General features: G+C 67.5%; 15 protein-coding genes and 1 pseudogene. 7 read left to right on the forward strand and 9 right to left on the reverse strand.

Annotation, left to right across the window (positions count from 1 at the left end; translation table 11 throughout):
- The first annotated feature begins 220 nt into the window (after positions 1-220).
- Both ACLQ28_RS33585 and ACLQ28_RS33590 read left to right on the forward strand, forming a co-directional pair.
- A complete protein-coding gene (locus tag ACLQ28_RS33585; RefSeq protein WP_425690279.1) occupies positions 221-1,168 on the forward strand; it encodes a tetratricopeptide repeat protein in 948 nt (315 codons plus the stop codon).
- A 94-nt stretch (positions 1,169-1,262) separates the two neighbouring features.
- Complete coding sequence (locus tag ACLQ28_RS33590; protein ID WP_425690306.1) at positions 1,263-6,284, forward strand: NAD-glutamate dehydrogenase; 5,022 nt, start codon at positions 1,263-1,265, stop codon at positions 6,282-6,284.
- Between the two features lie 700 nt (positions 6,285-6,984).
- On the opposite strand, the pseudogene ACLQ28_RS33595 reads toward ACLQ28_RS33590, so the two are convergent.
- From ACLQ28_RS33595 to ACLQ28_RS33610, 4 genes and pseudogenes are all read right to left on the reverse strand, one after another.
- A pseudogene (locus ACLQ28_RS33595) lies at positions 6,985-8,109 on the reverse strand (tyrosine-type recombinase/integrase); the annotation flags it as partial.
- A gap of 549 nt (positions 8,110-8,658) precedes the next feature.
- Positions 8,659-10,668, reverse strand: a complete 2,010-nt coding sequence (locus ACLQ28_RS33600; protein ID WP_425690280.1) for a hypothetical protein — start codon at positions 10,666-10,668, stop codon at positions 8,659-8,661.
- Complete coding sequence (locus ACLQ28_RS33605) at positions 10,665-11,804, reverse strand: purine phosphorylase (protein ID WP_425690281.1); 1,140 nt, start codon at positions 11,802-11,804, stop codon at positions 10,665-10,667. Before ACLQ28_RS33605 ends, ACLQ28_RS33600 begins: the two co-directional genes overlap by 4 nt.
- Positions 11,805-11,812: 8 nt before the next feature.
- On the reverse strand, positions 11,813-12,544 hold the full coding sequence (locus tag ACLQ28_RS33610; RefSeq protein WP_425690282.1) for an NUDIX hydrolase: 732 nt from the start codon (positions 12,542-12,544) through the stop codon (positions 11,813-11,815).
- Positions 12,545-12,863: 319 nt separating this feature from the next.
- On the opposite strand from ACLQ28_RS33610, the gene ACLQ28_RS33615 reads away from it, so the two are divergent.
- The 5 genes from ACLQ28_RS33615 (at position 12,864) to ACLQ28_RS33635 (ending at position 19,283) form a co-directional block, all read left to right on the forward strand.
- Positions 12,864-13,982, forward strand: coding sequence for a hypothetical protein (locus tag ACLQ28_RS33615; RefSeq protein ID WP_425690283.1), 1,119 nt, complete (start codon positions 12,864-12,866; stop codon positions 13,980-13,982).
- The gene (locus ACLQ28_RS33620) at positions 13,979-15,157 is read left to right on the forward strand and encodes an ankyrin repeat domain-containing protein (RefSeq protein ID WP_425690284.1); all 1,179 of its coding nucleotides are present in this window, start codon (positions 13,979-13,981) and stop codon (positions 15,155-15,157) included. Before ACLQ28_RS33615 ends, ACLQ28_RS33620 begins: the two co-directional genes overlap by 4 nt.
- A 442-nt stretch (positions 15,158-15,599) precedes the next feature.
- Entirely contained in the window at positions 15,600-16,544 is a 945-nt protein-coding gene (locus ACLQ28_RS33625; RefSeq protein ID WP_425690307.1) for a tyrosine-type recombinase/integrase, read from the forward strand.
- Between the two features lie 490 nt (positions 16,545-17,034).
- Positions 17,035-17,982: a transposase family protein gene (locus tag ACLQ28_RS33630; RefSeq protein ID WP_425690285.1), complete on the forward strand. Its 948-nt coding sequence runs from the start codon at positions 17,035-17,037 to the stop codon at positions 17,980-17,982.
- Positions 17,983-18,359: 377 nt separating this feature from the next.
- Complete coding sequence (locus tag ACLQ28_RS33635) at positions 18,360-19,283, forward strand: hypothetical protein (protein ID WP_425690286.1); 924 nt, start codon at positions 18,360-18,362, stop codon at positions 19,281-19,283.
- Between the two features lie 926 nt (positions 19,284-20,209).
- Here ACLQ28_RS33635 and ACLQ28_RS33640 read toward each other — a convergent pair.
- The 5 genes from ACLQ28_RS33640 to ACLQ28_RS33660 form a co-directional block, all read right to left on the reverse strand.
- Positions 20,210-21,196, reverse strand: a complete 987-nt coding sequence (locus tag ACLQ28_RS33640; RefSeq protein WP_425690287.1) for a tyrosine-type recombinase/integrase — start codon at positions 21,194-21,196, stop codon at positions 20,210-20,212.
- 91 nt (positions 21,197-21,287) lie between these two features.
- Entirely contained in the window at positions 21,288-21,866 is a 579-nt protein-coding gene (locus tag ACLQ28_RS33645; RefSeq protein WP_425690288.1) for an XF1762 family protein, read from the reverse strand.
- Positions 21,859-22,302 (reverse strand): hypothetical protein, encoded by a 444-nt coding sequence (locus ACLQ28_RS33650; RefSeq protein WP_425690289.1) that lies wholly within the window; start codon positions 22,300-22,302, stop codon positions 21,859-21,861. The genes ACLQ28_RS33645 and ACLQ28_RS33650 overlap by 8 nt, the downstream gene beginning before the upstream one ends.
- Positions 22,265-22,603, reverse strand: coding sequence for a hypothetical protein (locus tag ACLQ28_RS33655; protein ID WP_425690290.1), 339 nt, complete (start codon positions 22,601-22,603; stop codon positions 22,265-22,267). The genes ACLQ28_RS33650 and ACLQ28_RS33655 overlap by 38 nt, the downstream gene beginning before the upstream one ends.
- A 238-nt stretch (positions 22,604-22,841) precedes the next feature.
- A complete protein-coding gene (locus ACLQ28_RS33660) occupies positions 22,842-23,000 on the reverse strand; it encodes a hypothetical protein (protein WP_425690291.1) in 159 nt (52 codons plus the stop codon).
- Positions 23,001-23,911: the final 911 nt, after the last annotated feature.

Here is a 23,911-nt window from a genome sequence, read left to right on the forward strand (position 1 = left end):
AACTCCCCACCCAAGTGTGGATCAACCAGCCAGCCCAACAGGCACAGACCGTCTCAGTTTGACTTGACAACTACCGCGGCTTCTCGCTGCCGAGGCGGCTGCGCTGGACACACAGGCTCGACTGCTCTCCGCAACAGGCGCCCTTGAACAGGCTGTCCATACCGCCGGAAGAGCCGTCGGCATCTACAGGAAGCTCAGCTCAGATGACCCCGCCAGCTGGGTGCCCCACCTCGTCACGACCCTGCACAACCTGGGCATTCAACAAGCCTCGTCCGGCCTACACCGCGAAGCGCTGACGACGATCGAGGAAGCTACGTCCCTGTACTGCCAGCTCTCGGCCACCTCCGCCCGATGGAAGGGGGAATTGATATCCGCCCTCAACTCACTCGGAGACCTGCTGGCCCAACTGGGACTTCCGGCGGAAGCGCTGACTATCTCCGCCGAAGCCGAGCGACTCGCCCGCGCGAGTGCCGAGGACAGTCCCGCGGTATGGCTGCCGGACCACGCGAGCGCTCTCAACTGGCTGGCCATACGACTGGCGGCCATGCAACGGTACGAGGAAGCCGCGTCGGCCAGCGCCGAGTCCGTTGAGCTCTTTCGCCGTCTGGTGGACGTGAACCCCGCCGTCTGGCGAGAGGAACTGGCCACCGCCCTCAACAACCTGGCACTACGGCACAGTGACCTGAACGAGACCCTCCTGGCGCTGGAATGCGCGGAAGAGGCCGTACGCATCCGTCGTATCCTCCGGCGGGACGACGCCGTAACGGACACAGTGCGTCTTGCGCAATCCCTGGGGAACCTTGCGAACTGCCTGGCCGCGCGTGACCGGTACGCAGAGGCGCTGGCAGTCGTCGACGACGCCATTGAGCTGTGCCACGAGCGCCGCCGCGCCCGAAGGGGCGGCTCTGCCCTCGATCTGCCGATGATGCTGGCGAACCGGAGCGTCTACCTAGCGGCCTTGAACCGGCATCGGGATGCCATGTCGGCCGTCACGGATGCCCTGGGCGCCTTCCGGGCCGCAACCGACGACACAGCGGTCACGGCTCCCGAACTGTCGGTCCTACTTCGGACCGCCGGTCACCGGCACCGTGCCCTGGGCTTACCGGAGGAATCAGAGGCCCTCCTCAACCTGGCCGCACGCATGGAAGCCGGATTTGCCAGTGCGTGACCCGTCCAATCTTCGGCGCAGCCAGACCCATGCAGCCTCGGGGCCGGTCGACGACAGCGAGGTTTCCGCGCCCGAGCCGGCCAACGGCCACACCGTGGCTACCAGCGTCGATGCAATCTATGATCTCGACGTGTACCCCGAAGCGCTCGGCTACGGCATAGGAGACGCCGAGCCGGACGACCCGGTACCCAACGCGGAGCGCCTGGTCGCCCAGGCGGTTGCGTTGGCCGGTGAGGACCACGACGAGGCGACGCTGGTGGGTCGCTTCTGGCGGTTCGCGCGGGACGAGGAGCTGATCGACTTCACCGCCGAGGAGATGCTGGCGGCGGCCCGGGCCCACCGAGACCTGGCCCAGCAGCGGGTGCCGGGCGAGCTGAAGCTGCGCATCCACGAGCCCGACGCCGACCAGCACCACACGGTGGTCGAGATCGTCACCGACGACATGCCGTTCCTGGTCGACTCGGTGACGGCCCTGCTCAACACCCACCACCTCGACGTGCACCTGCTGGTGCACCCGCTGGTGGTGGTCCGCCGGGAGCCACTGGGCCGGCTCACCGAGGTCTCCGCCGACATGGAGCCGGACGACGCGATCGCCGGCGACCTGGTCGAGAGCTGGATGCGGGTCGAGATCGACCCGGTCCGGGACCCGGCCGAGCGGGAGAAGCTCCGCAGGGAGCTCCAGCGGGTGCTCACCGACGTCCGGGAGGCCGTGGAGGACTGGCCGAAGATGCGGCAGCGGGCCCTCGCGCTCGCCGACGAGTTGGCCGCTGCCCGGACCTCGGACAACCGCCCGCCGGTGCCGGAGAAGGACATCACCGACTCGGTGGAGCTGTTGCGCTGGCTCGCGTACGACCACTTCACGTTCCTCGGCTACCGGGAGTACCGGCTGGTCGATGTGCCGACCCAGCCCGACCGCCGCCGGGCTCGCGCTCCCCGACAAGCAGACTTCGGTGGCCAGAGCAGCATGGCGGGTAGCAGAGGATTGCAGGCGATCTCCGGCACCGGCCTGGGGGTCCTGCGGTCCGACTCGCCGGAGGCCCGGGCGCTGTCGTCGATGACGCCCGAGGCGCAGGAGAAGGTGCTGGAGAAGCGCCTCCTGATCATCACGAAGGCCAACTCGCGGGCCACCGTGCACCGCTCGGCCTACCCCGACTACATCGGCTTCAAGATCTTCAACAAGGCCGGCGAGGTGGTCGGGGAGCGGCGCTTCCTGGGCCTGTTCCCCACCGCCGCGTACCGGACCAGCGTGCGGGAGCTGCCAGTCGCCCGACGCAAGGTCGCCGAGGTGCTGGACCGCTCGGGCCTGAGCACGCGCAGCCACTCCGGCAAGGAACTGCTGCAGATCCTGGAGACCTACCCGCGCGACGAGCTGTTCCAGATCAAGACCGACGACCTCTACCACGCGGTGATCGGCGTGCTGCGGATGGCCGGTCGGCGGCAGCTGCGCGTCTTCCTGCGCCGCGACGCGTACCGGCGGTTCATCTCCTGCCTGATCTACCTGCCCCGGGACCGGTTCACCATCCAGAACCGGCTGCGCATGCAGGACACCCTGCTGCGCGAGCTGAACGGCGTGGGGGTGGACTACACCACCCGGGTCACCGAGTCGATGCTGGCCCGGGTGCACTTCATCGTCCGGACCGACCCGACCGACCCGCCAGGGGAGATCGACGCCGACCTGCTCGCCGAGGAGCTGGCCGACGCCACCCGGCTCTGGGCCGACGACTACCAGCTGGTGCTGGCGCGCAAGCTCGGCGACGAGCAGGCCAAGTACCTGTTCGCCCGATACGCCGACGCGTTCCCGGAGGGTTACAAGGACGGGCACACGCCGTACGAGGCGATGAAGGACCTGGCCAAGCTGGAGCTGCTGGAGGAGCCCGGCCAGCTCGAGACGCATCTGTTCCGCAAGCTGGTCGCCCACCGCGCCCCCCGGCTAGGCCAACACCTGGAAGAGGCGGAATCCGAAGAGTCGATGGACGTCCGGTTCAAGGTCTACCGGTACGGCGAGCCGATGATGCTCTCGGCAGTGCTGCCGGTGCTGCACTCCCTCGGGGTCCGGGTGGTCGACGAGCACCCGTACGAGGTGGACCGGGTCGACGGCCGGGTCTTCCTGTACGACTTCGGCCTGCGCCTGCCCGAGGGGCACCAGGAGCTGGCCGAGGTCCGCCCGCACGTGGAGAACGCCTTCGCCGCCGCCTGGCGGGGCGAGGCCGAGGTGGACGGCTTCAACGAGCTGGTGCTGCGGGCCGGGCTCACCTGGCGGCAGGTGGTGGTGCTGCGGGCGTACGCGAAGTACCTGCGCCAGGCCGGCACGGTCTTCTCCCAGGACTACATGGAGTCGACGTTCATCGCCTACCCGCAGATCGCCAAGCTGCTGGTCGAGCTCTTCGAGACCCGGCTGGCCCCCGGCTCACAGAGCGCTCAGCAGCGGCGACGGCGGATGGCGGGCTTGGTGGAAGTCATCGACTCGGAGCTACGCCACGTGGCCAGCACCGACCAGAATCGGATCCTGCGCTCCTACCTGACGTTGATCCAGGCCACCCTGCGGACCAGCTTCTACCAGAAGCCGGTCGGCGGGCGACTCAAGTCGTACGTGGCGTTCAAGCTGGGCCCGCAGGCGATCCCGGAGCTGTCGGCGCCGCGACCCAAGTTCGAGATCTTCGTGTACTCACCCCGCTTCGAGGGCGTACACCTACGCTTCGGGCCCGTGGCCAGCGGCGGTATCCGCTGGTCCGACCGACGCGAGGACTTCCGCACCGAGGTGCTCGGCCTGGTCAAGGCGCAGATGGTGAAGAACGCCGTGATCGTGCCGGTGGGCGCCAAGGGCGGCTTCGTGCTCAAGCAGAAGCCGGGCGACCGGGACGAGGCGGTGATCTGCTACAAGGAGTTCATCGGCGCGCTGCTCGACGTCACCGACAACATCTCCAGCGGCAAGATCGTGCCGCCGGAGGACGTGGTCCGGCACGACCCGGACGACCCGTACCTGGTGGTGGCGGCGGACAAGGGCACCGCGACCTTCTCCGACATCGCCAACGAGATCTCCGCCGCGCACGGTTTCTGGCTGGGCGACGCGTTCGCCTCCGGCGGCTCGGCCGGCTACGACCACAAGAGGATGGGCATCACCGCCCGGGGCGCCTGGGAGTCGGTGAAGCGGCACTTCCGGGAGCTGGGGCACGACACCCAGAGCCAGGACTTCACCGTGGTCGGCGTCGGGGACATGTCCGGCGACGTGTTCGGCAACGGGATGCTGCTGTCGCGGCACATCCGGCTGGTGGCCGCCTTCGACCACCGGCACATCTTCCTCGACCCGGATCCGGACTCGGCGAGGTCCTGGGAGGAGCGCAAGCGCCTCTTCGACCTGCCCCGCTCGTCCTGGGAGGACTACAACGCCGAGCTGATCAGCGAAGGTGGCGGGATCCACCCGCGTACCGCCAAGTCGGTGCCGGTCTCGCCGCAGGTACGCGCGGTGCTCGGCCTCGACGACGACGTCACCCAGCTCAGCCCGCAGGAGCTGATGAAGGCGATCCTGACCGCACCGGTGGACCTGTTCTGGAACGGCGGCATCGGCACCTACATCAAGGCGTCGGCGCAGACCAACGCCGAGGTCGGGGACAAGTCCAACGACGCCATCCGGGTGGACGGCAAGAGCCTGCGCTGCCGGGTGGTCGGCGAGGGCGGCAACCTGGGCTGCACCCAGCTCGGCCGGATCGAGTACGCGCTGACCGGCGGCCGCGTCTACACCGACTTCATCGACAACGCGGCCGGGGTGGACTGCTCCGACCACGAGGTGAACATGAAGATCCTGCTGAACACGGCGGTCGCCGACGGCGCGCTGACCGTGCCGGAGCGGGACGAGCTGCTGGCGCAGATGACCGACGAGGTCGCCGAGCTGGTGCTGCGGGACAACTACGACCAGGCACGAGCGATCAGCGACGAGGCAGCCGAAAGCACTTCCTTGCTTTCCGCCCATCGCGGCGTCATCTCGGACCTGGAGGCTTCCGGGATGCTCAACTCCGCCGTGCTCTCGCTGGGGAGCAGCCGCGACCTCGACAGGCGGGCGTTGGTCGGGGAGGGACTCACTGTGCCGGAGCTGGCAATGCTCCGCGCCGCTGTCCTGAACGCGCTGAAGGCCGACCTCGCCTCCGGGACGATTACACAAGAGGCATGGGCGAGAGAAGCACTAATCGGATATTTCCCACCATCGGCACGTAAGCTGACCAGCCAACATATTGTTGGACATCCACTCCGCCACCACATCGTTGCCGCCGAGTTGTCACGGGAGGTTACAGACCGGGCAGGTCTATCGTTCGTCCACCGTATGAAGTTGGAAACGGGCAGTGGATGTGAGGACATCGCCCGCGCGTACATCGTTGCGCGAGACGTCTACGACCTGCCTAGCCTCTGGCAGGAGACCGACGACGCCGAGGAAACCGTCGTCCACGATCTCCAACGGGTGGTACATGCCCGGACCAGCCGCCTGCTGCAACGGGTGGCACGCTGGCTGCTTGTCAACCGCCACTCACCGATCGACGTGTCCGCCGAACTGAACACCCTCAAAGTTCCGGTCCACAATCTCCTCGCTTCACTCGACCACGTCTCCAGCGAAGCGAGGAGAGCCCGCCGGCGGAAGGATGTCGAGCACCTCACAACTCTAGACGTGCCGCCTTCGCTGGCGCAGCGTCTCGCGACGCTCAACGACGCGTACAGCGTTGTCGACATTGTCGGACTCGCCGTTGGCCTCCAAACGGACCCCGCAGAGGTGGCAGAGGCCTACTTCCTGGTCGCCGACCGGATCCACCTGGACAACCTGCTGGCCCGGGTGGCCGCCTTGTCCCGGAGCGACCCGTGGGACAGCCTCTCTCGCGCCGCGTTGCGATACGGTCTCTACGACGCCCTCACCGCATTGACCGACAAGCTCCTATCCGAAACGCCGTCAGACGCCAGAAATGTCACCGCTGAGAAAGTGAAGCGGTGGGAGCAGGCAAACTCGGCGACGATCGCGCGGGTCCGCAACTACGCACACGATCCACGCGAAGAGGGCGAAGATTTGGCTCACCTGTCAATGCTCTTGCGGCAAGTGCGCGCACTGGTGCGGACGACTGCAGCAAAGAAGCCGTGACGGAATGCCGATCGGCTCGCTCAGCACGACGAGTTCGGCAAACGTCTGTGCCCGCTGCTCCCGCAGCCAGGCAATCGGAACGACGCGATCGTTTACCGCACCTCGGGCGTCGACCAGAAACTGGATGGCCGGAAGATCGACCCCATCCCGCTGGGCGGGTTCCAGTACTTGTGGCAAGGCGCCTGGTCATGTCGGCACGTAGGGCGACGAAGGGGGTGAAGCGGGTCGGAAGGCGCTGCCGGCGTCCTTGCCCAGCCCGCATGATCATTCCGGGCGGGGGTGCATCCAGTTGTGGCGATTTGGGATGGAACGACATGGCAACCACTTGACCGTCCCCGTAACGGACCCGGTAACGAAGACGGCGTTCGCCCGAGGAGCCGCTGACATGAGCTGGCACTGAGACGTGATGCCTGATGCCGCTCCGTCCGCATCTGCGTATGTATCGAGCAGTTCTGGCATACCGTGACATCTGGGGGTCAAGGGGTCGTCGGTTCGAATCCGGCCGTCCCGACGCATCTGACCAGGGGATATGCCGACGGAGGCATATCCCCTGTGATCGTTCCAGGGCTGTTTTGTCGCGTTGCTGTCGCATCCACGCACGGATCTTGCAATGGCGCTCGGGCGGCCGGGCGTCGGTCGCGTCAAGGGCCGCGCAGGTGGCGCTCACGCCGTCGGCGGCGGCGTCGCGGGTGAGGTGGCCGTAGATGTCGACGGTGGTGGCCACGTTCTTGTGGCGCAACGTCTTGGACACCACGGGGATCGGCACCCCTTGGTTGATCATGATCGTGGCGGCGATGTGTCGCAGGTCGTGCACCCGAATTGCCGGAAGCCCGGCGTCGGCGGTGAGACGGCGCAGGTGGTCGAGCACGTACTGCGGCCGCAGGGGTTGCCCATCGGGTCTGGCGAACACGAGGTCGAGATTGTCGCGATGGCGGGCGGTCACCTGTTGCCGGCATTGGCGGCGGCGTTGCCGCTGCAACGCGGCGACGGCCCGGGTGGACAGTGCGACCCAGGCCCGGCTGCCGCGGGTCATGGGCGCGTTCAACATGCTGCGGCTGTTGTCGACGCTGACCAACGTCCAGCGCACGAACAGTGCCCGCGCATCGAGGTCCACGTCGGCCCAGTGCAGGCCCAGAGTCTCGCCTTTGCGCATCCCGGTGCAGACCATCAACTCGAACAGGTCCGCGAGCGGATCCCCAACGGCGTGGCAGTGCCGCAGGAACGCGCTTGTCTGGCTGGTGCTCCAGCAGGTGAGCTCGGGCTCCGGCGGTCGGGGGATCATGGCGAAGCGGGCGGCGTTGTGGGGCAGCCGGTGGTTGCGGCGGGCGTCGTTGAGCGCGCTCGACAGGGTCGTGACGCAGCGGCGCAGGGTGACCGGGCCGCGGCCGGCGGCGAGCTCACGCTGGATGAACTGGGTGACGTGGTCGTGAGTGAGCCGCTCCAAGGGCACGGCGCCGAGCGCGGGGATGAGGTCGTTGTGGATGTAGGCGGTGTAGCGGTTCACGGTGTTCGTCTTGAGGGCCGGGGACTTGGTCTCAAGCCAGCAGGTGAGGTAGCTGGCGACGGTTTCGCTGTCGTCGAGGCTGACACCGGCGCGCTCGCACTCAAGCACATGGGAGTGGGCCGCGGAGGCCGCCGCCTTGGTAGCGAAACCGGTACGGCGCATGGTGCTGCGCTTGTTCAGGCTCGGCAGGTCGACGGCGAACGCCCAGCCGCCGTGCCGCGCCTTGGACAGCTTGGGGCACCGGGGGCCGAGTAGTCGGCCGGTGCTGTCACGACAGGCGCAGCAGCGGTAGACGCGGCCCCGGTTCGGGTTCTGTCTCATGACGTCCTCCTCGGTAGAGGTGAGCTTCTGCCACCTCTACCGTTGCCCCGTTCGGCTGCGACAGCATCGCGACAACCCCGCATGTCCTGCCTGCGTGTGACGGTCCTACTTGTCGATCCGTCAAGGATGAGCACTCCCCCCCGGCGTGCACGAGTGACGGGGGAGGAAGTGGTGGGCGATGGTCCCGCGGGCCGCCGCCGTATAAGCGGCAGGCGAGGTGTCATGGCCAGCAGGGACGAAGGACCGGAGTTCGACGCGCTTCTACTGTTCTGAGGGCAACCCGGTCGGGGCAGTGGTGTGGCGGCCTCTTCGCGCCCGGACCCTGGGTCAGCGCTAGGTGCCGGGCCGGCAGCTAGCCGACATCACCAACCCTTCGGCAGGTGTCGGCACTAACGTCCGTAGCAGGTCCGCAGGTCCGCAGGTACCAGCCGGCTGACCCCTGAGCGAGGTTGGATCGATGACGTCCGTGTCACCGAGCACCACCCCGCAGCATCCCAAACCGCGGTGCTGCCCCGACCCAGACCCCCGCACCGAGCAGCACCGCATCTGTCAGCCCTCCATCGCGGCGACGAGCCGCCGGAGGCCGGCGTGTTCTCGGCGGTTCTCGTGGGTGATCCATTCCTTGCCTTCGGCAGCGATGCCCTCCAGCACGTGCAGGGTGCGTTCGAGGCCCGAGGCGTCGAGGGAAACCTGGGAGGCGATGCGGTCGTCGTCGCCGAGTTCCGGCATGCCTGGCCACTCACCGGTGATCGTCAGCTCGTCCCGGGGATTGTTCGTCAGGGTAAGGGAGAGTTTTTTCTCGCCGTTGCGGGCATCGACGACGTGCGCCGCCACGACCGAGTTGTACTGGTAGGTGAGACGTTGCTGATCGCCGAGTTCCATGGTCTCGAAGTCGAGGGTAACCGTGACCTGGCGGACGCCGTCCTTGGTGAGCAGGAAGAGGAGAAGTTTGTATCGCGAGTAGCGCCAGGGTCCCTTGCTGACCCGGGCCCGCTTGCACCCGGGCACGGGCGCCTCGATGAAGGCGTGCGCTATCACGTCCTGCGCGGCCAGGCGGTAGTGCCGCAGGGTGTCCTGGACCAGGATCTTGCGGTCGCAGTCGAGCCAGTGCGCCATCTCCGCGTCGGTCGGCTTCGATTCCAACTTGCGCACCCACCGGTCGTACGCCGCGCGCCGGTCCTCGTAGTCGCGCCGGGCCCGGTCTAGGTCGTCCCGGTAGCGATGGCCCTCGAGAAGGATCGCGAGCCAGCCCTGGATGGCGAGCCGAGCCCCGGCCACGATTCCGGCCGTCGCGATCACCGTCGTGAACGGCGCCTCGACGAGGGCCTGCCACAGCAGCAGCGGCCCGGTAACCAACAGGGCGAACACTGCGGTGCCGAAGGCGGTCCGCGTCGAGGATGGGACTCGGGAGTCCTCGGGATCCGCGGTCAGCTCACCGCTGAGCCACTGCCGCTTGACGTCGCTGGCGAGGAATCTCACTAGCCAGGCGACACGCTTGGCGTCGACCGGTTGCTCCCGGTAAAGCTCGACCAGCTCGTTACGGAGGGTCTGCCGGATGCCCGCCGTCTCCGCCAGCCACGTCTCCCGGGCTATGTCCGGCGGCAGGTAACGTCCGAAGTAGCGGTCGAACAAGGAGTCCATCGCTGAGGCGAACCGGTCGGACTGTGTGGGAGCACGCCGGGACGTGAAGGTGAGACGCTGGCGGGCTGCCTGGCGTCGATGCCGAGCCAGCCTGATCGTGAATCCGGCCCGGACCGCGACGACGACGGCTCCAAGAGCCACCATCAGGTAGCCGGCTGAGCGAAGCCATGAGTGGGCCCAGGCGTACTGGGCCACCGCAAGGCCCGTGACGAGGAGCAGTGCCGAGCCGCCGAGGGCGCGTAGATAGTCCGCCGCGTCGGTGCGGATCGGGTGCGGCGGAACCGGCCTGGGAGGGATCGGCTTGGGCTGGAAGAACTTCCAGACCCGCTCCACCCGGTCGTTGGCCGTCTTGTCCCGCCGGGCGGTCGCGAACGTCTTCTGCCAGGTCCAGTCCTGGTGCGGGCCGGCCAAGAAGACCTCGAGGTGGTTGAGGATGCTTTCCTGCAGGGGTGGGTTGAGCGATTCGAACTCCTTGACCACCACACCGATCGCGGCCGGGTCGGGAGTCTCCGCCGTGGTCTGCGGCAGCGAGTCCAGCAGCGAGCCGACGGCGTTGATGCCCCGGGCCCAGGGATCTTCGGAGCGCTGCGCCGCCCAGCGGCGGACGTGTGCCAGCTGCGCGAGTTCCTGGTCCGTCAGGCTCTGCAGGGTACGGCCGCTCAACAGTGCGAGCGCCAGATAGAAGCAGGCGCGGGAGTTCTTGTAGCCCCGGGCGACCGCTTTCATGATCAGCTCTCTCGCCTCGGGTGGGGCGCTGATCTCCAGGTAGCGGAGACCGACCTCGAACTGCCGCTCAGGCGGGTCGTCGTCGCTGACGTGGTATCCGCCCTCAATGTGGACCTCCTGGGCCTGGAAGCCCACGTGGGCGTTGCCGTCCGCGACGTTGGTGAACGTCTTTTCCTGCGGTCCGGCGCTCATGACAGATCCCGCAGAGCCGACATGAGCCCCGTGACCCGTGTGGCGAGGTCCGTCCAGTCCAACAGCAGGCCGCGCAGCTTCCGCAGAGCCGTGGTTGCGCGGCTCCGTGCCTCGTCGTCGGCCGGCGGCACGTCGGCGGCGGCGGCGTCCAGCTCCTGCTCCGCCGCGCGGTAGGTGACCGCGTCCACGTCACCCGCCTCATGGAACTTACGGAGCGAGGCGCGCAAGTCTGCGAGCTGTTCGTGGAATGTCTCCCCGCCCGCACCGCCCGGCCCGCCGTAGACGGTCGCGTGGTGAACGGTGTGCGCTTGAAATCCGACGTGAGCGTTGCCCTTGGCGACGTTTCTGACGGAGCCGGACATCGACGCATCACCTGCTTCTTTCCGAGGACGGCGAGGGGAGGAGCCATAATGCGCCCCGAGTTCCTGAGCGAGCGCGAGGGCGAAGGCCGCAGCGTTGGCGGCGGCACGCGGCTGCCAGTTCTCGCCGTCGGTGTGGACCTTGGTCCCGTCGGCACGGTCGCTGATGCCGCGGACGACGACGGCCGGCAGAGAGCGGTTCAGGTGTGCGGCCTGGGCGACCCCGGCCGACTCCATCTCCACCGCCAACGCGTCGTTGTAGTGATCACGGATGCGCGTCGCCTCAGGCGACGACGCCGAGTCGAGGACGACCTCTCCGGCGGCGATTGGGCCGAACCGCACCTTGGGCACTCCTCCGGCGAGGCCCCGCGCCCAGCCTCGCTCCCGCTCAAGATGCCGGGCGAGCTGATCACAGGCATGGGGGATCTCCCACACGCGAGGCCGGGTGCGGAAAGCGTCGCTCTCGCTAGTGCCGCCGTGATAGGCGTACACGTGGGTGGCCACGACGACATCGCCGAGGCCGACAGAGGGCCAGAGCGCCCCAGCCACGCCGGCGAAGATGACCGCTTCCGGGTCGAACTCGGTCATGGCGCGCTCGGCGATGACGGCGGAGGGGTGGTTGCCCTTGCCGACAAGGCCGAGAACGATTTCACAGGAGCCTCCGGTCACGGTGCCACGCTCGAAGCGCGTGCCCATCGGATGTACGTGCGGTTCGACTTTCGTGAGACGTTCGCGGACTGCGTTGTACTCGAGGTCCAGTGCGGTGAGCACGACCACGGGTCTGGTCATCTCTCGTCTCCTCCGGCTGCGACGGTCGGAACCGTGCGGATCATGGGTGGGTAGAGGTTCCGGCGCGGACCAGCGCGGTAGACGCGGGCCGGGCGGCCGGTGCCCGTGGCGCGGGGCGGACCGGCGGGGACCACGAAGCCCTTCGTGCCCTGGACCTTGCGGTAGAAGTTGCGGGGATCGAGGGGTGTACCCCAGACGGCCTCGTAGACCTGCTGCAGCTCCGTGAGGGTGAAGACCTCCGGGCAGAAGGCCGTCGCCAGGTCCGTGTGCTCCAGTTTGGAGCGAGCACGCTCCACCCCGTCGACGACGATGCGCAAGTGGTCGAAGGCGAGCGGTACCCGCGCGGCCAGTACGTCGTCGACTGGCGTCCACTCAGCAGCTGCGGCGTCGGTTCCAGAGACGGGCTCGGGAAGGCGCGGCACGACGGCGAGGTGGGCGACGGAGACCACGCGTCCACGAGGGTCACGGTCGGGGTCGCCGTATGTACCGAGCTGCTCCAGGTGCGGGATGTCGGTGAGCCCCGCCTCCTCCCGCAGCTCCCGGCGGGCGGCGCTGAGGATGTCCTCGCGCTCATCGGCGAGGAACCCACCAGGCAGCGCCGCCCGCCCAGCGAACGGCTCAACGCCGCGCCGCACGAGAAGCAGGTGCAGACGACCACCGCGCAGGGTGAGGATCACGAGATCGACAGCGAGCAGGATCAGGGGTGGTTCCCAGAAGTCATCGGGCACTGCTCGACCATAGCTTTTTGTCGATACGACAAGAATGGATCGGCGCTGTCGTAAGGCCGACACTCTGAGTAGTGTCTCGATCGCCAAGAGGTGCCACGAGTGCGGTAGCGCCGCCATACGTGGTGGCGGTGATGCCGGGAAGGACGGTGCCTAGGCTAAGCGATCGATGAAGTGGGGGAGTGGGACAAAGCCGGCCGAGTGCCGCGCTGGCTCGGTAGCCACTTCACGGTTTCGGCGTAGCGCCTAACCACTTGCCGTGGTCGGTCCGGGCTGGCATCATCCCGGCCATGATCGAGAGAATCGAGCCCTCCGTCCGCCGGTGAGCGTGACGACCGAGCCTGGATCGCTCGGACCCCAGCCCGCCCTGTTCGAACACGCCCTGCGCCTGCATCAGCAAGATCCGGATTCGCCCCTGCCACGTGATGGCGAGCCGTATCCGGACGACGAACTCCACCGCTGCCGGCGCCAGCGTCCGCAGACCCGGAAAGATCAGCGCCTCCGCGGCGTTGAGGTTGCCGCCATCCTCGACATGCACTTCGGCAAGGCCGATGCGCAACCGAGCGAACTCGCCGACGCGTTCTGCCAGGCTGACGTCCCGATCCATCACAACGAGCACATCGCTGCAGCGGCGCTGCGCGCGGACCGGCAGCGGGTGCGGCAGACCGGCCGGTGGCTGGTGCGGCACAGCACTGATCGATGTTCGGCCACTGTTGGGTTGGCATTGATTGCCACGGATTGGGCGGAGGAGGACATCCCGCTGATCCAGACCATCGGCCTGCTGTCGGACAGGTTCGGGCCGTTGGCCGCCGAGGCGCTGCGACGTCGCCGCAGAGGCGAACATGCGTTGTTGTGGCTGGCCCAGCGTGTTGCTGGTTGGGGACGGGTCTACGTCATCGAGGCGCTCTGCCGGCACATGGCAGACGCTTCGCGTCGATGGCTGCTGCGCCACGCCTGCGACGGTGATTTCCTCAACGGCTACTTTGCCGGCCGCGTCGCCACTGCAGCTCACCTGCACGAAGCGATCACCGGGACCGAGGCCGACGATGACCTGGTCGATCACACCGGTCGACTGTTGAAGGTCATGGCTGATTGCGGTGGCATGGGCATGACCCTCGAGCACTATCCGCCGGCACCTCATGTCCTCGCCGCGCATGCGGCTCACCTGGGCCGGCAGGCGCCAACCGCGAACAGGTACGTCGACGCTGCGGTGATTGCCGACCAATTGGCGGACAAGACTCCGCAGCGATCCGGATGCACCGATGAACAGCGAGACCACCTTTTGCAGCAGTATCTGGCCGTGCTTGATCGGCAGGACTGGTGTGACGCGGTTCGTGCTGGCCTTGATGCGGACAGCGACTTCTTCGCCTGGTTCGTCGGCAACCCTGCGGCACGGCTGCATCTGCGTGCGTTCGCTGACCTGACGGGTGATGATCGATGAACGAGGCTGCCGATCAGCGCCTGGTCGACGCGGTGCAGGCTGGTGACGAGGTCGCCGTCGGGCAGGCGCTGGCCGACGGCGCGGACCCGAACGTCACGGTTGGCCGGTTCCGAGGTTCGGTGCTGGCCGAGGCTGCGCGCGGCGGCCGGCTGGGGATTGTGGGCCTGCTGGTGAACGCCGACGCCCGCATCGGCCCCGCCGATGCCTACGCCGCCTCGCCGTTGCGCGCCGCCGTACTCGAGGCGCACACGGAGGTGGTGCGGTTTCTCGTCGCCCATGGGGCGCTCACGGCGGAGCACGCCACCAGGTCGAGCGTGCTGACCGAGGCCGTGTCCTCCACCACGTTCCGCCCGACGCCGGCAGCCCTTGCGACGCTGAGGGTACTGCTGGAAGCGGAGGCGGCCCCCGGCCCAAGCGAAGAGGCACCTCTCATCACCGCAGTCATGCAACCCGTTGCTCCGGCGGTGCTCCGTCTTCTCCTCGCCCATGGCGCGGACGCCAACCAACAGCGTTCCGACGCCACACCGGCGATCGTCGTGGCCGCCTGCCGCGGCGATCACGCCGCAGCGGACGTGCTCCTGCAGGCCGGCGCCGACGTGAACGCCCGCGACCGGCAAGGGCGGACCGCGCTGATGCACGCAGTCGAACGCAACGAACAACGGGTCATCGCGGCCCTTCTGCTAGCCGGCGCCGCAATCGACACCACCAGCGGCGACGACATGACGGCCCTGCAACTTGCCCGCGGCTGGCAACGCCAAAACATCCAGTCCATGCTGGGCGAGCGCCACGTCGGCCTGGACGACGTGCCGATTGTGCGCACCGTCGTCCGGGTCGCCGCGACCGGCGTCCGGCTCGCCGGAGACCCGCAGATGCTCCACCTACTGGCGAACGTCATCGACATCGCTCTGGACGACCTCGGCGACGACGAGTGGAACACCCGAACGGGCACCGACGCCGAGGTGGCCCGGGCCGCTGCCAGGCGGCTGCGCGACGACATCGTCCCAGCAGCCCACGCATCCTGGCATCAGCTCGAGGCCACTGCAGCCGAACTCGCAGCCGCGCGCTCAGCGTTGGTCGAGCTCGCCTACGGCACCACGCGCGTCATGCCGGCCGGCACCAGCCGACTGGAGTTAATCGATGTGCTCGAGGAGCTCGACCGGCAGCTTGGCCGTTAACGCCTACGCCGGTCACCCTGTGTCGGGGCCGCCGGCCGCAGAACCAAGTCGTACGAGCTGCTGAGGAGCCTGTGATCCGAGCGCTGGGTCGGCGGAGAGGCGCTGCCGCGATCTCCGGCGCCTCTCCCAAGCGGGACCGCCCGTGATGTCTCACAACCGTCTCACGGACGGCCCGGGAAGGCCCGGTAAAGCCCGACCTGCCTCGAGCCGCCACCTGGCCATTGACCTGCATGCCTGGCACGAGACGGTACTGTCCGACAGCCACCGGTAGCCGTGCTAGTTCACTGGGGGTCAAGGGGTCGTCGGTTCGAATCCGGCCGTCCCGACAGCGAGAGGGTTTCCACAGGTCAGAGCCTGTGGAAACCCTCTTTTTTGTGTTCACGGTGGTTCGTCGAGGTCGAGCACGCCGCTTATCGACCCCTTGACTCGACGGGTGACCGACATGGCTTTACTGGACCTCACCAAGCTCACCACCGACCTGTCCTCGACCTGGGCGGGATACCTGCGCGACTGGGACCGGACGCTGCGGGCGGGCAACTATCCGGAGACGACCCGGTACAACTACCTCCTCGCCGCGGCGCAGTTGGCCCGCTACCTGGCCGAGCACTCGCCCGACCCTGATGCCGCCGACGCCGCAGAGGACCCCACCGAGGTGACCCGTGGGCATGCGGAGGCGTTTCAGGCGTGGATGATCGAGACCCGGTCCGCGTCGACCGCGCTAAACAAGCACAAAGGTCTGCAGCAGTTCTTCAAGTGGTTGCTGGCTGAGGAAGACGTCGACCGCTCTCCAACGGACCGGGTCCGGCAGCCCAAGACCCCACAGAAGCTGATCCCGATCATCCGGGACGAGGACACGATGAAGCTCCTCGACGCCTGCAAGGGCAAGACCTTTCCGCACCTGCGTGACGAGGCGATCATCCGTCTGTACTACAACACCGGAGCGCGGCTGTCGGAGGTCGGCACCCTGCTGCTCGATGACGTCGACCTCAACACGGAGTCGGTGCACTACCACGGCAAGGGCGCCAAGGACCGCCGGGTGCGATTCGGACCGAAGACGGCACGGGCCATTAGCCGCTACCTACGCGCGCGAGGCAAGCACACGGGTTCGGAACTGCCGGATCTGTGGCTCGCCGACCGCGGTGGGCGGAGGTTGGCGGCCAACGGCATCAAGATTCGCCTGAAGCGGCTGGGCCTCGCCGCGGGCGTCGCGAACGTGCACGCCCACCGCTGGCGGCACAACTTCGCCCACGAGTGGAAGCGCGCGGGCGACCTGATGCTGCTGTTGGGCTGGACCTCCGAGGACATGCCCCGGCACTACGGCGCCAGCGCGGCTGCCGAACGCGCCCAGGAGATCCAGGTGCAACTGGGCATCGGGGAAGGGGTGTAGACGCGGGCAACGCGGCCGGTCGATCCGAGTACCGGCTTGGCCGACCGCGTTGCCCTCGTCGTCGACCGGCGGGCATGAGTCGCGTCAGGGCTGGGTTCGGCGCACTGACTCCGGTGCAGATTCCGGTACGACTTGTCGTGCAGAGTTGCGTCGGATTAGCCGGCTTCCCGCTGGTCGGCTGATCGACGTTCGCGACGCCACAGGATCAGTCGAACCCTGATGCGACAGTTGGTCCAGGTCACGCTTGCAAAACCGGTGGTGAGCCCGATCCTCGTTGAACACAGGGCCGAGGCATCGCCGCACTGTCCGCCCGTCGGCGTACGAGGGCCATCTGTAGTCGTCCGGGACCGGCGCGTTCTTCGCGAGCTAATCAGGCGTGACCTCGGCCAGCCATTCTCGATCGGCCTGTCGGAAGCTAACGACCTCGTGCACGGTTGCGAGTCCTTGAGTATTGATGATCGTTGTTCGTCTCATGTTGGATGCTGCGATCATGACGAACCGGCGGTTGACGGGCCTGTCTCGCTCAGTGATTGAGGGCCTGGTCAGCGAGGTAGAGCCGCGGTGGCGGGCACAGCACCACGACCACCTCGCCGCGCGAACACGCCATCGCCGGATCGGAGCAGGCGCCAAACACCGGTTCGGGTTCGTTGATCGGCTGCTGGCCACACTGGTCCATCTACGCCACGGGCTGACCCACGACGTCGTCGCCGCCTGGTTTGGTGTCCACCGCTCGACAATCAGCCGCAGCATCGCCGAGATCCGGCCGCTACTGGCCGAGCGCGGCTGCCTGGTGCGCGACGGCGCCCGGCTCCGGACCCTCTCCGACGTGGTGGCCTACCTTGGGCACCACCCGCAGGCGTTGATGGACGCCACCGAAGTCCGCGTGCGTCGGCCGATCGCGGGTCGAGCAGGTCGAGACCGGTTCGTGTCCGGCAAGGCCCGACTCAACACCATCAAAGCCCTGGTGATCTGCGATCCGCTCGGTCGGCTGCTGTTCTGCGGCGAGACACGTCCCGGTTCGATGCATGATCTCACCCAGGCCCGCACCGCTGGCCTGGTCGACCTTCTCCTGAACGCACCCCTGGGCGTGCAGATCCTCGCCGATGCCGGCTACCAGGGCCTCGGAGCCGACACCGCAGGTGCGGTCATCACTCCCAGGCCCAAGCCGCGCAAACGCCAGACCTCCCTCCCGCCGAGCGTCATCGCCACCCACGAGGCGTCCCGCAAACGGCACTCATCCCAGCGCATCCGGGTCGAGCACGTCATCGGACACCTCAAGAACTGGCGGATCCTCGGTCGCTACCACGGCCGCCGCGAATCCTTCGACACCACCATGCGCGCCATCGCCGGACTCCTGTCCGACCACCAACACATCGACCGCACCGAACACAACCCAAAACGAATCCGTGCTCTACCCGCCGCACCCCACATCCGGTGAGACGGCCCTGCTTCCGCCAACCATGCACGAGGTCGTTAGTGTGGGCGCAGTGCGGCTTGTCTGCGAGCTGATTGCCCGACGTACGGTAAGCGCACAGAGATCTTGGTCGATGCGCACCGCAACGCGATAAGCCGCCCTCCGAGGTAGTCGGGTCAAATGCGGCGTCTCGGCCGGTTGGCAGGGGATTCCGCTGTCGATGCCCGAACGTCATCGAGTGGCAATCGCCGGAGTGGTCAAAGGTTTACGGATCTTGTCCGGTGGCCTGGGCGGCGATGCGTCTGGGACGATGCGGATCGGCGTGCCATGGCGCTGAATTTGCGTGGCCCATGGGTGGACAGTGCTGCTGAGGGCGGGGTCGGCGGATGCCTAGGGAAAAGATGTGGGTCGAGTACGAGGACGGCGCGCGTCTGTCGCGATCGGCGAAGAAACCCGGATCGTTCAGCCCGCTGACCCGTGACGGCGGTACGAACAACCTGGGCCACGTCATCCTCGACCCAATCGACGGAGACGAGATGCCGCATCTAGGACCCCGGGAACGCTCCGAGCTCGAGGTCTTCCTGCGCGAACTGGCTGTCGACGTGACGCTGATAGCCCTGCAAAGGGCCAGGCCGCACGTCGAGAGGTGGGTGGCCGAAACCGCCGTCCCGGCCGCCACGTCGGCAGTAGCGTCGGCCGTCCCGGCTGTCGGGGCGGCGGTGGCATCGGCCGGCTCCGCTGTCGGGTCGGCTGCGGTAACGGCAGGCTCCGCCGTGGGGTCGGCGGTGGCGTCGGCCGGCTCCGCCGTGGGGTCGGCTGCGGTATCGGCCGGCTTCGCTGTCGGGTCGACCGTGTCATCAGCGTGGAACATGGCGACCCGCAAGAAGGAAAAGCGGGTCGTCGCCGTCGAGTCGCACATTGGGGCGGAACCTGCACCAGGGAACTCCGCACCGGTGGAAGCCGGTGTGGTGCTGGAAGCTGCGCCTGTGGAAGCGTCGCATGACGTGGCTGCCGCTATTGAGGCGTACAGGGCTGGTATGAGCCGGGCGGAAGCGCGGAAGCGTATTGTCGTGGCGCTAGCTGCCCGGCTGTTCAGCGAACAGCAGATCGAGATTGTGCGCAATGCGCGGATCGTCGATGACCGCGATACAGCGGAGCTGAACAGCGCCACCCTGGCGTTGACGCAGAAGCAGATCGGCGAGAGCGTCCAGCTGATGTTGGAGAGCGCCCCTGCTCTGCTTGCCGAAGACGCCATGGCTGACCTGCGGAAGATCCTTGGCCCCGAGCCCGCCGTGGAGGACGGGCAGCCGGAACGACGCCTGTGAAGCGTCACGGCCGCCATCTTCGAGTCGCTCCGCGGCGCTCGCCCAGTCGGCGAGTGCGGATTGCGCCGTACCGGTCGACCAAGGGCCCGAGCGACCCCGCACACAGTTGCACCGGGATGGCCACCGGTGACGACTCCCGGTCGGTCTCGGCTCCGACCGGGCCGACCGTCCGGCTATAGCCGGACTGTCTGCGTACCGTCGTCTACGTGACCTCGCGGCACGCCTCGTCGGAGGACTCGGCCACACCGAGCTGAGCGGCCACGTCATCATGGCCGGCCGGTGACCCATCAGGGGCTCTCCGCCGCGCACCTGAGCAGACCCTCGCGGGTGCGGTTGCTGTCGTAGCCGCGTCGAGGTGCGCGGTGACCTGCTCGGGCCAGTGGTGGCGCAGTTGGGTTCTGCATGCGGCGAAGGTGTCGCGGAGCAGCGGTGGGTCGTGCCGGTTGGCGGGGCGTCGGTGATCCCGAGCGGGATGCCGTAGCCGTCGACGCCGGTCGAGCGTTTCATTCGGTCATAGGCGTAAGGGCCAGTTCATGGACCTGTTCACCGAAACCGGCCTGGGCCCATGGCTGCAGACGGCGGCGCGGATCGGGGATCCCGTTGCCATGCCGATCTTTGTACGTCACGGCGTACCTGCCTATGCATTCGGATCTGTACGCCGTCGGCGGGACTTGCGGGACAGTTCCGCCAGCTGCAACATGTGCGCCGTCCTGGCGTGTCGTGCCATTTCCGCGCGTATATCTGGATCGAGCAGGCCCTCGGGATCGACCTGTCGCTCGAAGCGATCGAGGAAACCCTGCGTCCCAGCTGCCGTGCGGGCGCGGCGGTCGGTCGTTTTGGCCCAGGATACGCGGGCAGCTATGGGTGCCCGGCGTCGACGCTCCTCCGGTGTCAGCCCCGTCGACCTGGCTTCCCGCTCTTCGGGCTCAGACACGCTCACCGATCCCGACACGGGATTGGCTCTCCTGGGCGCGTTCGGCGGCTGCGCTGGCGCCGTAGTGCCGGGGCATGTCGTCTGAGGTCCAGCCGAGCAGCAGCATGAGGTCGCCTGTGTCGCCGCCGGCGCGTTTCCACTCGTGGGCGAAGTTGTGCCGCCAGCGGTGGGCGTGGACGTTCGCGACGCCGGCGCGCTGGCCGCGACGTTTCAGCATGAGTTTGATGCCGTTGGCGGCAAGTGCCCGTATGCCTCGATCCGCGAGCCAGAGTTCAGCAAGGAGCGTTCCTTTGTGCTGTGACCGCGTTCGGAGGTAGCGGCTCATGGCGCGAGCGGTCTTGGGTCCCAGCCGTACCCGGCGGTCCTTGGCGCCCTTGCCGTGGTAGCGGACGGTGTCTGTGTCGGCGAGGCTGACATCTTCAACATGAAGGTTGGCGACCTCGGACAGCCGGGCACCCGTGTTGTACAGCAGGCGGATGATTGCCTCGTCTCGACGGTCGACGAACGCTCTGCCGCGACACGTTTCCAGGATGCGTCGCGTGTCGTCGTCGCGGATGATCGGTATCAGCTTCTGCGGCGTCTTAGGCTGCCGCACGCGCTCCATCGGAGATCGATCGATGTCCTCCTCGTCGAGCGCGAGCCATTTGAAGAACTGCTGCAGAGCTTTGTGCTTGTTCAGGGCGGTTGCGGGTGAGCGTGTCTCCACCATCCACGCCTGGAACTCCTCCAGATGTGCCCGGGCCACGGCAGTGGGATCGTGGGCTGCCTCCGACGTGTCAGGTGCCGATTCCGCGAGATCCTGCAGGTAGCGGGCCAGTTGTGCCGCGGCGAGCAGATAGTTGTAGCGGGTCGTCTCCGGATAGTTCCCGGACCGCAATGACCGATGCCAGTCCTCCAGGAAGCCGCGCCAAGGAGTAGGCAGGCCAGCGAGCATCTTTCCTGCGTCTATTGGCATGGGGCGAGGCTCCAGGTCGAGCATTCGTCGAGGACCAACCGCAGGGTGCCGATGGGCCCGTCGCGGTGGTTGAGCAACCACTCCGCTGGTGCGTGGGTGGCTGCGGTGTGGCCGGTCACCGTGGGCCCTGTCCATCTCTGGCCCGCCGGGGGACGCGGTTAGCGGCTTCGGTACGGGTGCGCCAGTCCTCAGTGGTGACCTGCCAGTGAGTGCGGGTCGCATCGCCGGTGCCGCGCGGCGCCCGGTGCAGGCTGAGTCGATTCCGCCCGCGCGCGGGCGGCGTTTCGGCGACGACCTTCCAGCCCGCGGCCCGTAGGCCGGCGGCGGGCCTGTCGGCGCGGGTGTAAGTGATCATGCGTTGGTAGCCCATGCGTCGGGCGACTCGCCACGCCGCGGCAAGCAGGACCGAGCACGCGTTGCGTAGCCCGTCGGTCGCCAGGCGGGTGACTTCAGCGGTCAGGCCGTCGTCGTGGTGGCGAGCGTCGGGACGGCCGACCATTGCGACCCCGATCAGAATGCCGGCGTGGTTGGTCAGTCCGAGGGAAAAAGCGTGTCCCCGCGGTCGTTCGAGCTGCTGGTGGTGGGCGCTGATGTAGGCGCACGCCTGCCGGTAGCTGATCGGCCGTACCCGCGGACGGGCTGGGCGGCGACGCGACGGACGGTGGTGGACGGCAGTCTCCGGCTGGTCAGTCACGGTGGCCTGCTCGCAGGACGAAGACCAGCAGGTGCAGGGGAGTCGGCAGCGGCGAGCCATGCCGACTGGTCGCCGACCGTTCGGCGTCTGCGCTGTCCGCAGTGAGGGCTACCGGTGAGGTGATCGCGAGCACGTGCTGGAGGTAGTTCATCCCACCGGCGTGAGCCCTGGGGACAAGCCCGGCCAGGTGCACGACCTCGGTGGGCGCCGGTTGGGTCGGACGTTGCTCGACGATGATGAGCGCGAAGCCGTCCGGGGTGATGACCAGCCAGAGGGCATGGAAGAGGTCGGCCACCGCACCGTCGACGGGCCTGGGTCGCGCGAGTGGCTGGGGTCGCGGCCAGCGCAGTACGACCAGGTCGACCTCCTCCATGGTGTCGAGGCCGGCCAGGTCCGCATCATGGGTGACCGGGCGGTAGGTGCGGGCCCGCGGCAATGCTCTCGTCGCGAATGGTCGGGTCGCCGTCGAAGTCGACCACGGTTGCGCCGCGCCGGCTGTAGACGGCGATGATCCGACGCGCCAGCAGGCGGCGAAATGTGGACTCGCTGATCTCGCTAGGGGCGCCGCTGCGCCATACCGAGATCCAGATCGGCGAGCCACCGATGATGACGTCGACGTGAAGGAAGTCGCGGTGGTGGTCGGAGGTGGAGCTGTCGACGTATGGGTCGGGTCTGCCGTCTCGGGACGAAGGAGTCGGCCCGCTGGGGTTCTCGGGTGTCGCGGAGGATCTGGTCATCGGTGGGCGGCTTCCACACCGGCTGGCCCGTGCTCACGACCACCAAGAGCGGTCGTGACGGTGGGTTTGCTGGGGGAGCAGTGCGTTGGCTACCCAACGGTTGGCCAACGGCCACCCAACAGCGAACCAACGGTTGGCAGACCCCGGCTCTAGACTGCGTCGGTGGGGCCACCGCGAACTGCTGAGATCGTCCATCCAACGGTCACAATCGCGCGGTCTAGGCACTCAGTCGTAACGGTCAGTTACTAGAGCGGCCGTCCTCTTGAGCCATTGACTGCAGTTCCGGCCTGCCCGTCGTCGTGCTGCTGTTGATCTCGGCGGGCCTGCGCACGGCGATGTTGGCAGCGTCGATCTCGTTGGGGTTGTCGTACGCGGCGGCCCAAATCATGATCACCATCTGCCGTGCGGAGGGTCCTGCCTGGACTTTGCGTGGAGCGCTCCTTGCCCGCGAAATCTGCTGGGCACTCACCGCTGGTAGGCATGCTGCCCTTCGTTCAACCGGAGCGGCGTATCTTGCGCATGAGCATCGACCAGACTCCATGCCCGGACCCGATATTGCCCGTGATCGCACCCGCGGCGGAGCCCATGAACAAAGCGTTCGCGCAGTCCGGACACACCTCGCGCCCGGTGATCGTCTTCACGAACGGCTCACGAACACGGCGACCACAGTCAGAACAATTCCGGCCTGACAGCCCCATCCTTTACCCGTTCCTTGTGCTGGCCGGCTGGCCCGTGCGGCGTCGTCGCTCAGTCACGAGAATGGCCACACAGACGGGGATCATGGCGGCCGCACCGGCCAAGGCCTTCACCGCCGTGGGGCCTTCCCAAACGAATCCCAAGACCGTGACCGCGACCAGGGTCAGTAGATAGGCAACGTGCAGGTGACGCGGCATACGGTCACCGTAGCAAGCGTAGGCATCGCTGGAGGCCCGCCGACGTGCCGAAGCGATTCTCCGGTGATCTTGGCCCGTAGGAGCTTGTCCAGCACTGGTCAAACCGGATGCCGACTCGGGCTCATGTGTTCGCGCAGCGCCGTCCCCACCAGCGCTGGAGATGTTATATCGCTGAGAGCCAACGCGAGGTCGCCCACAAGGCTGGCGTTGCATGGCAACCGTTGGGTCACCTGCACGAGGCGTGGCGCCGGCTCGGTTGGTCACACAGGGTGGCGGGATCTTGACGCGTTGCGCTAGCGTCTCACCTGCGCCGTGGCTGGGCTGGTTGGCGGCCATGCAGTGGAGGTTCGCCTCGCAGCTCCGCCGCCACAAGAGACGGAAGGGCGTAAACATGGTGGTCGAGGTCGAAGCAGCG

The organism is Micromonospora sp. DT201 (assembly GCF_049841575.1).
GTDB lineage: Bacteria > Actinomycetota > Actinomycetes > Mycobacteriales > Micromonosporaceae > Micromonospora.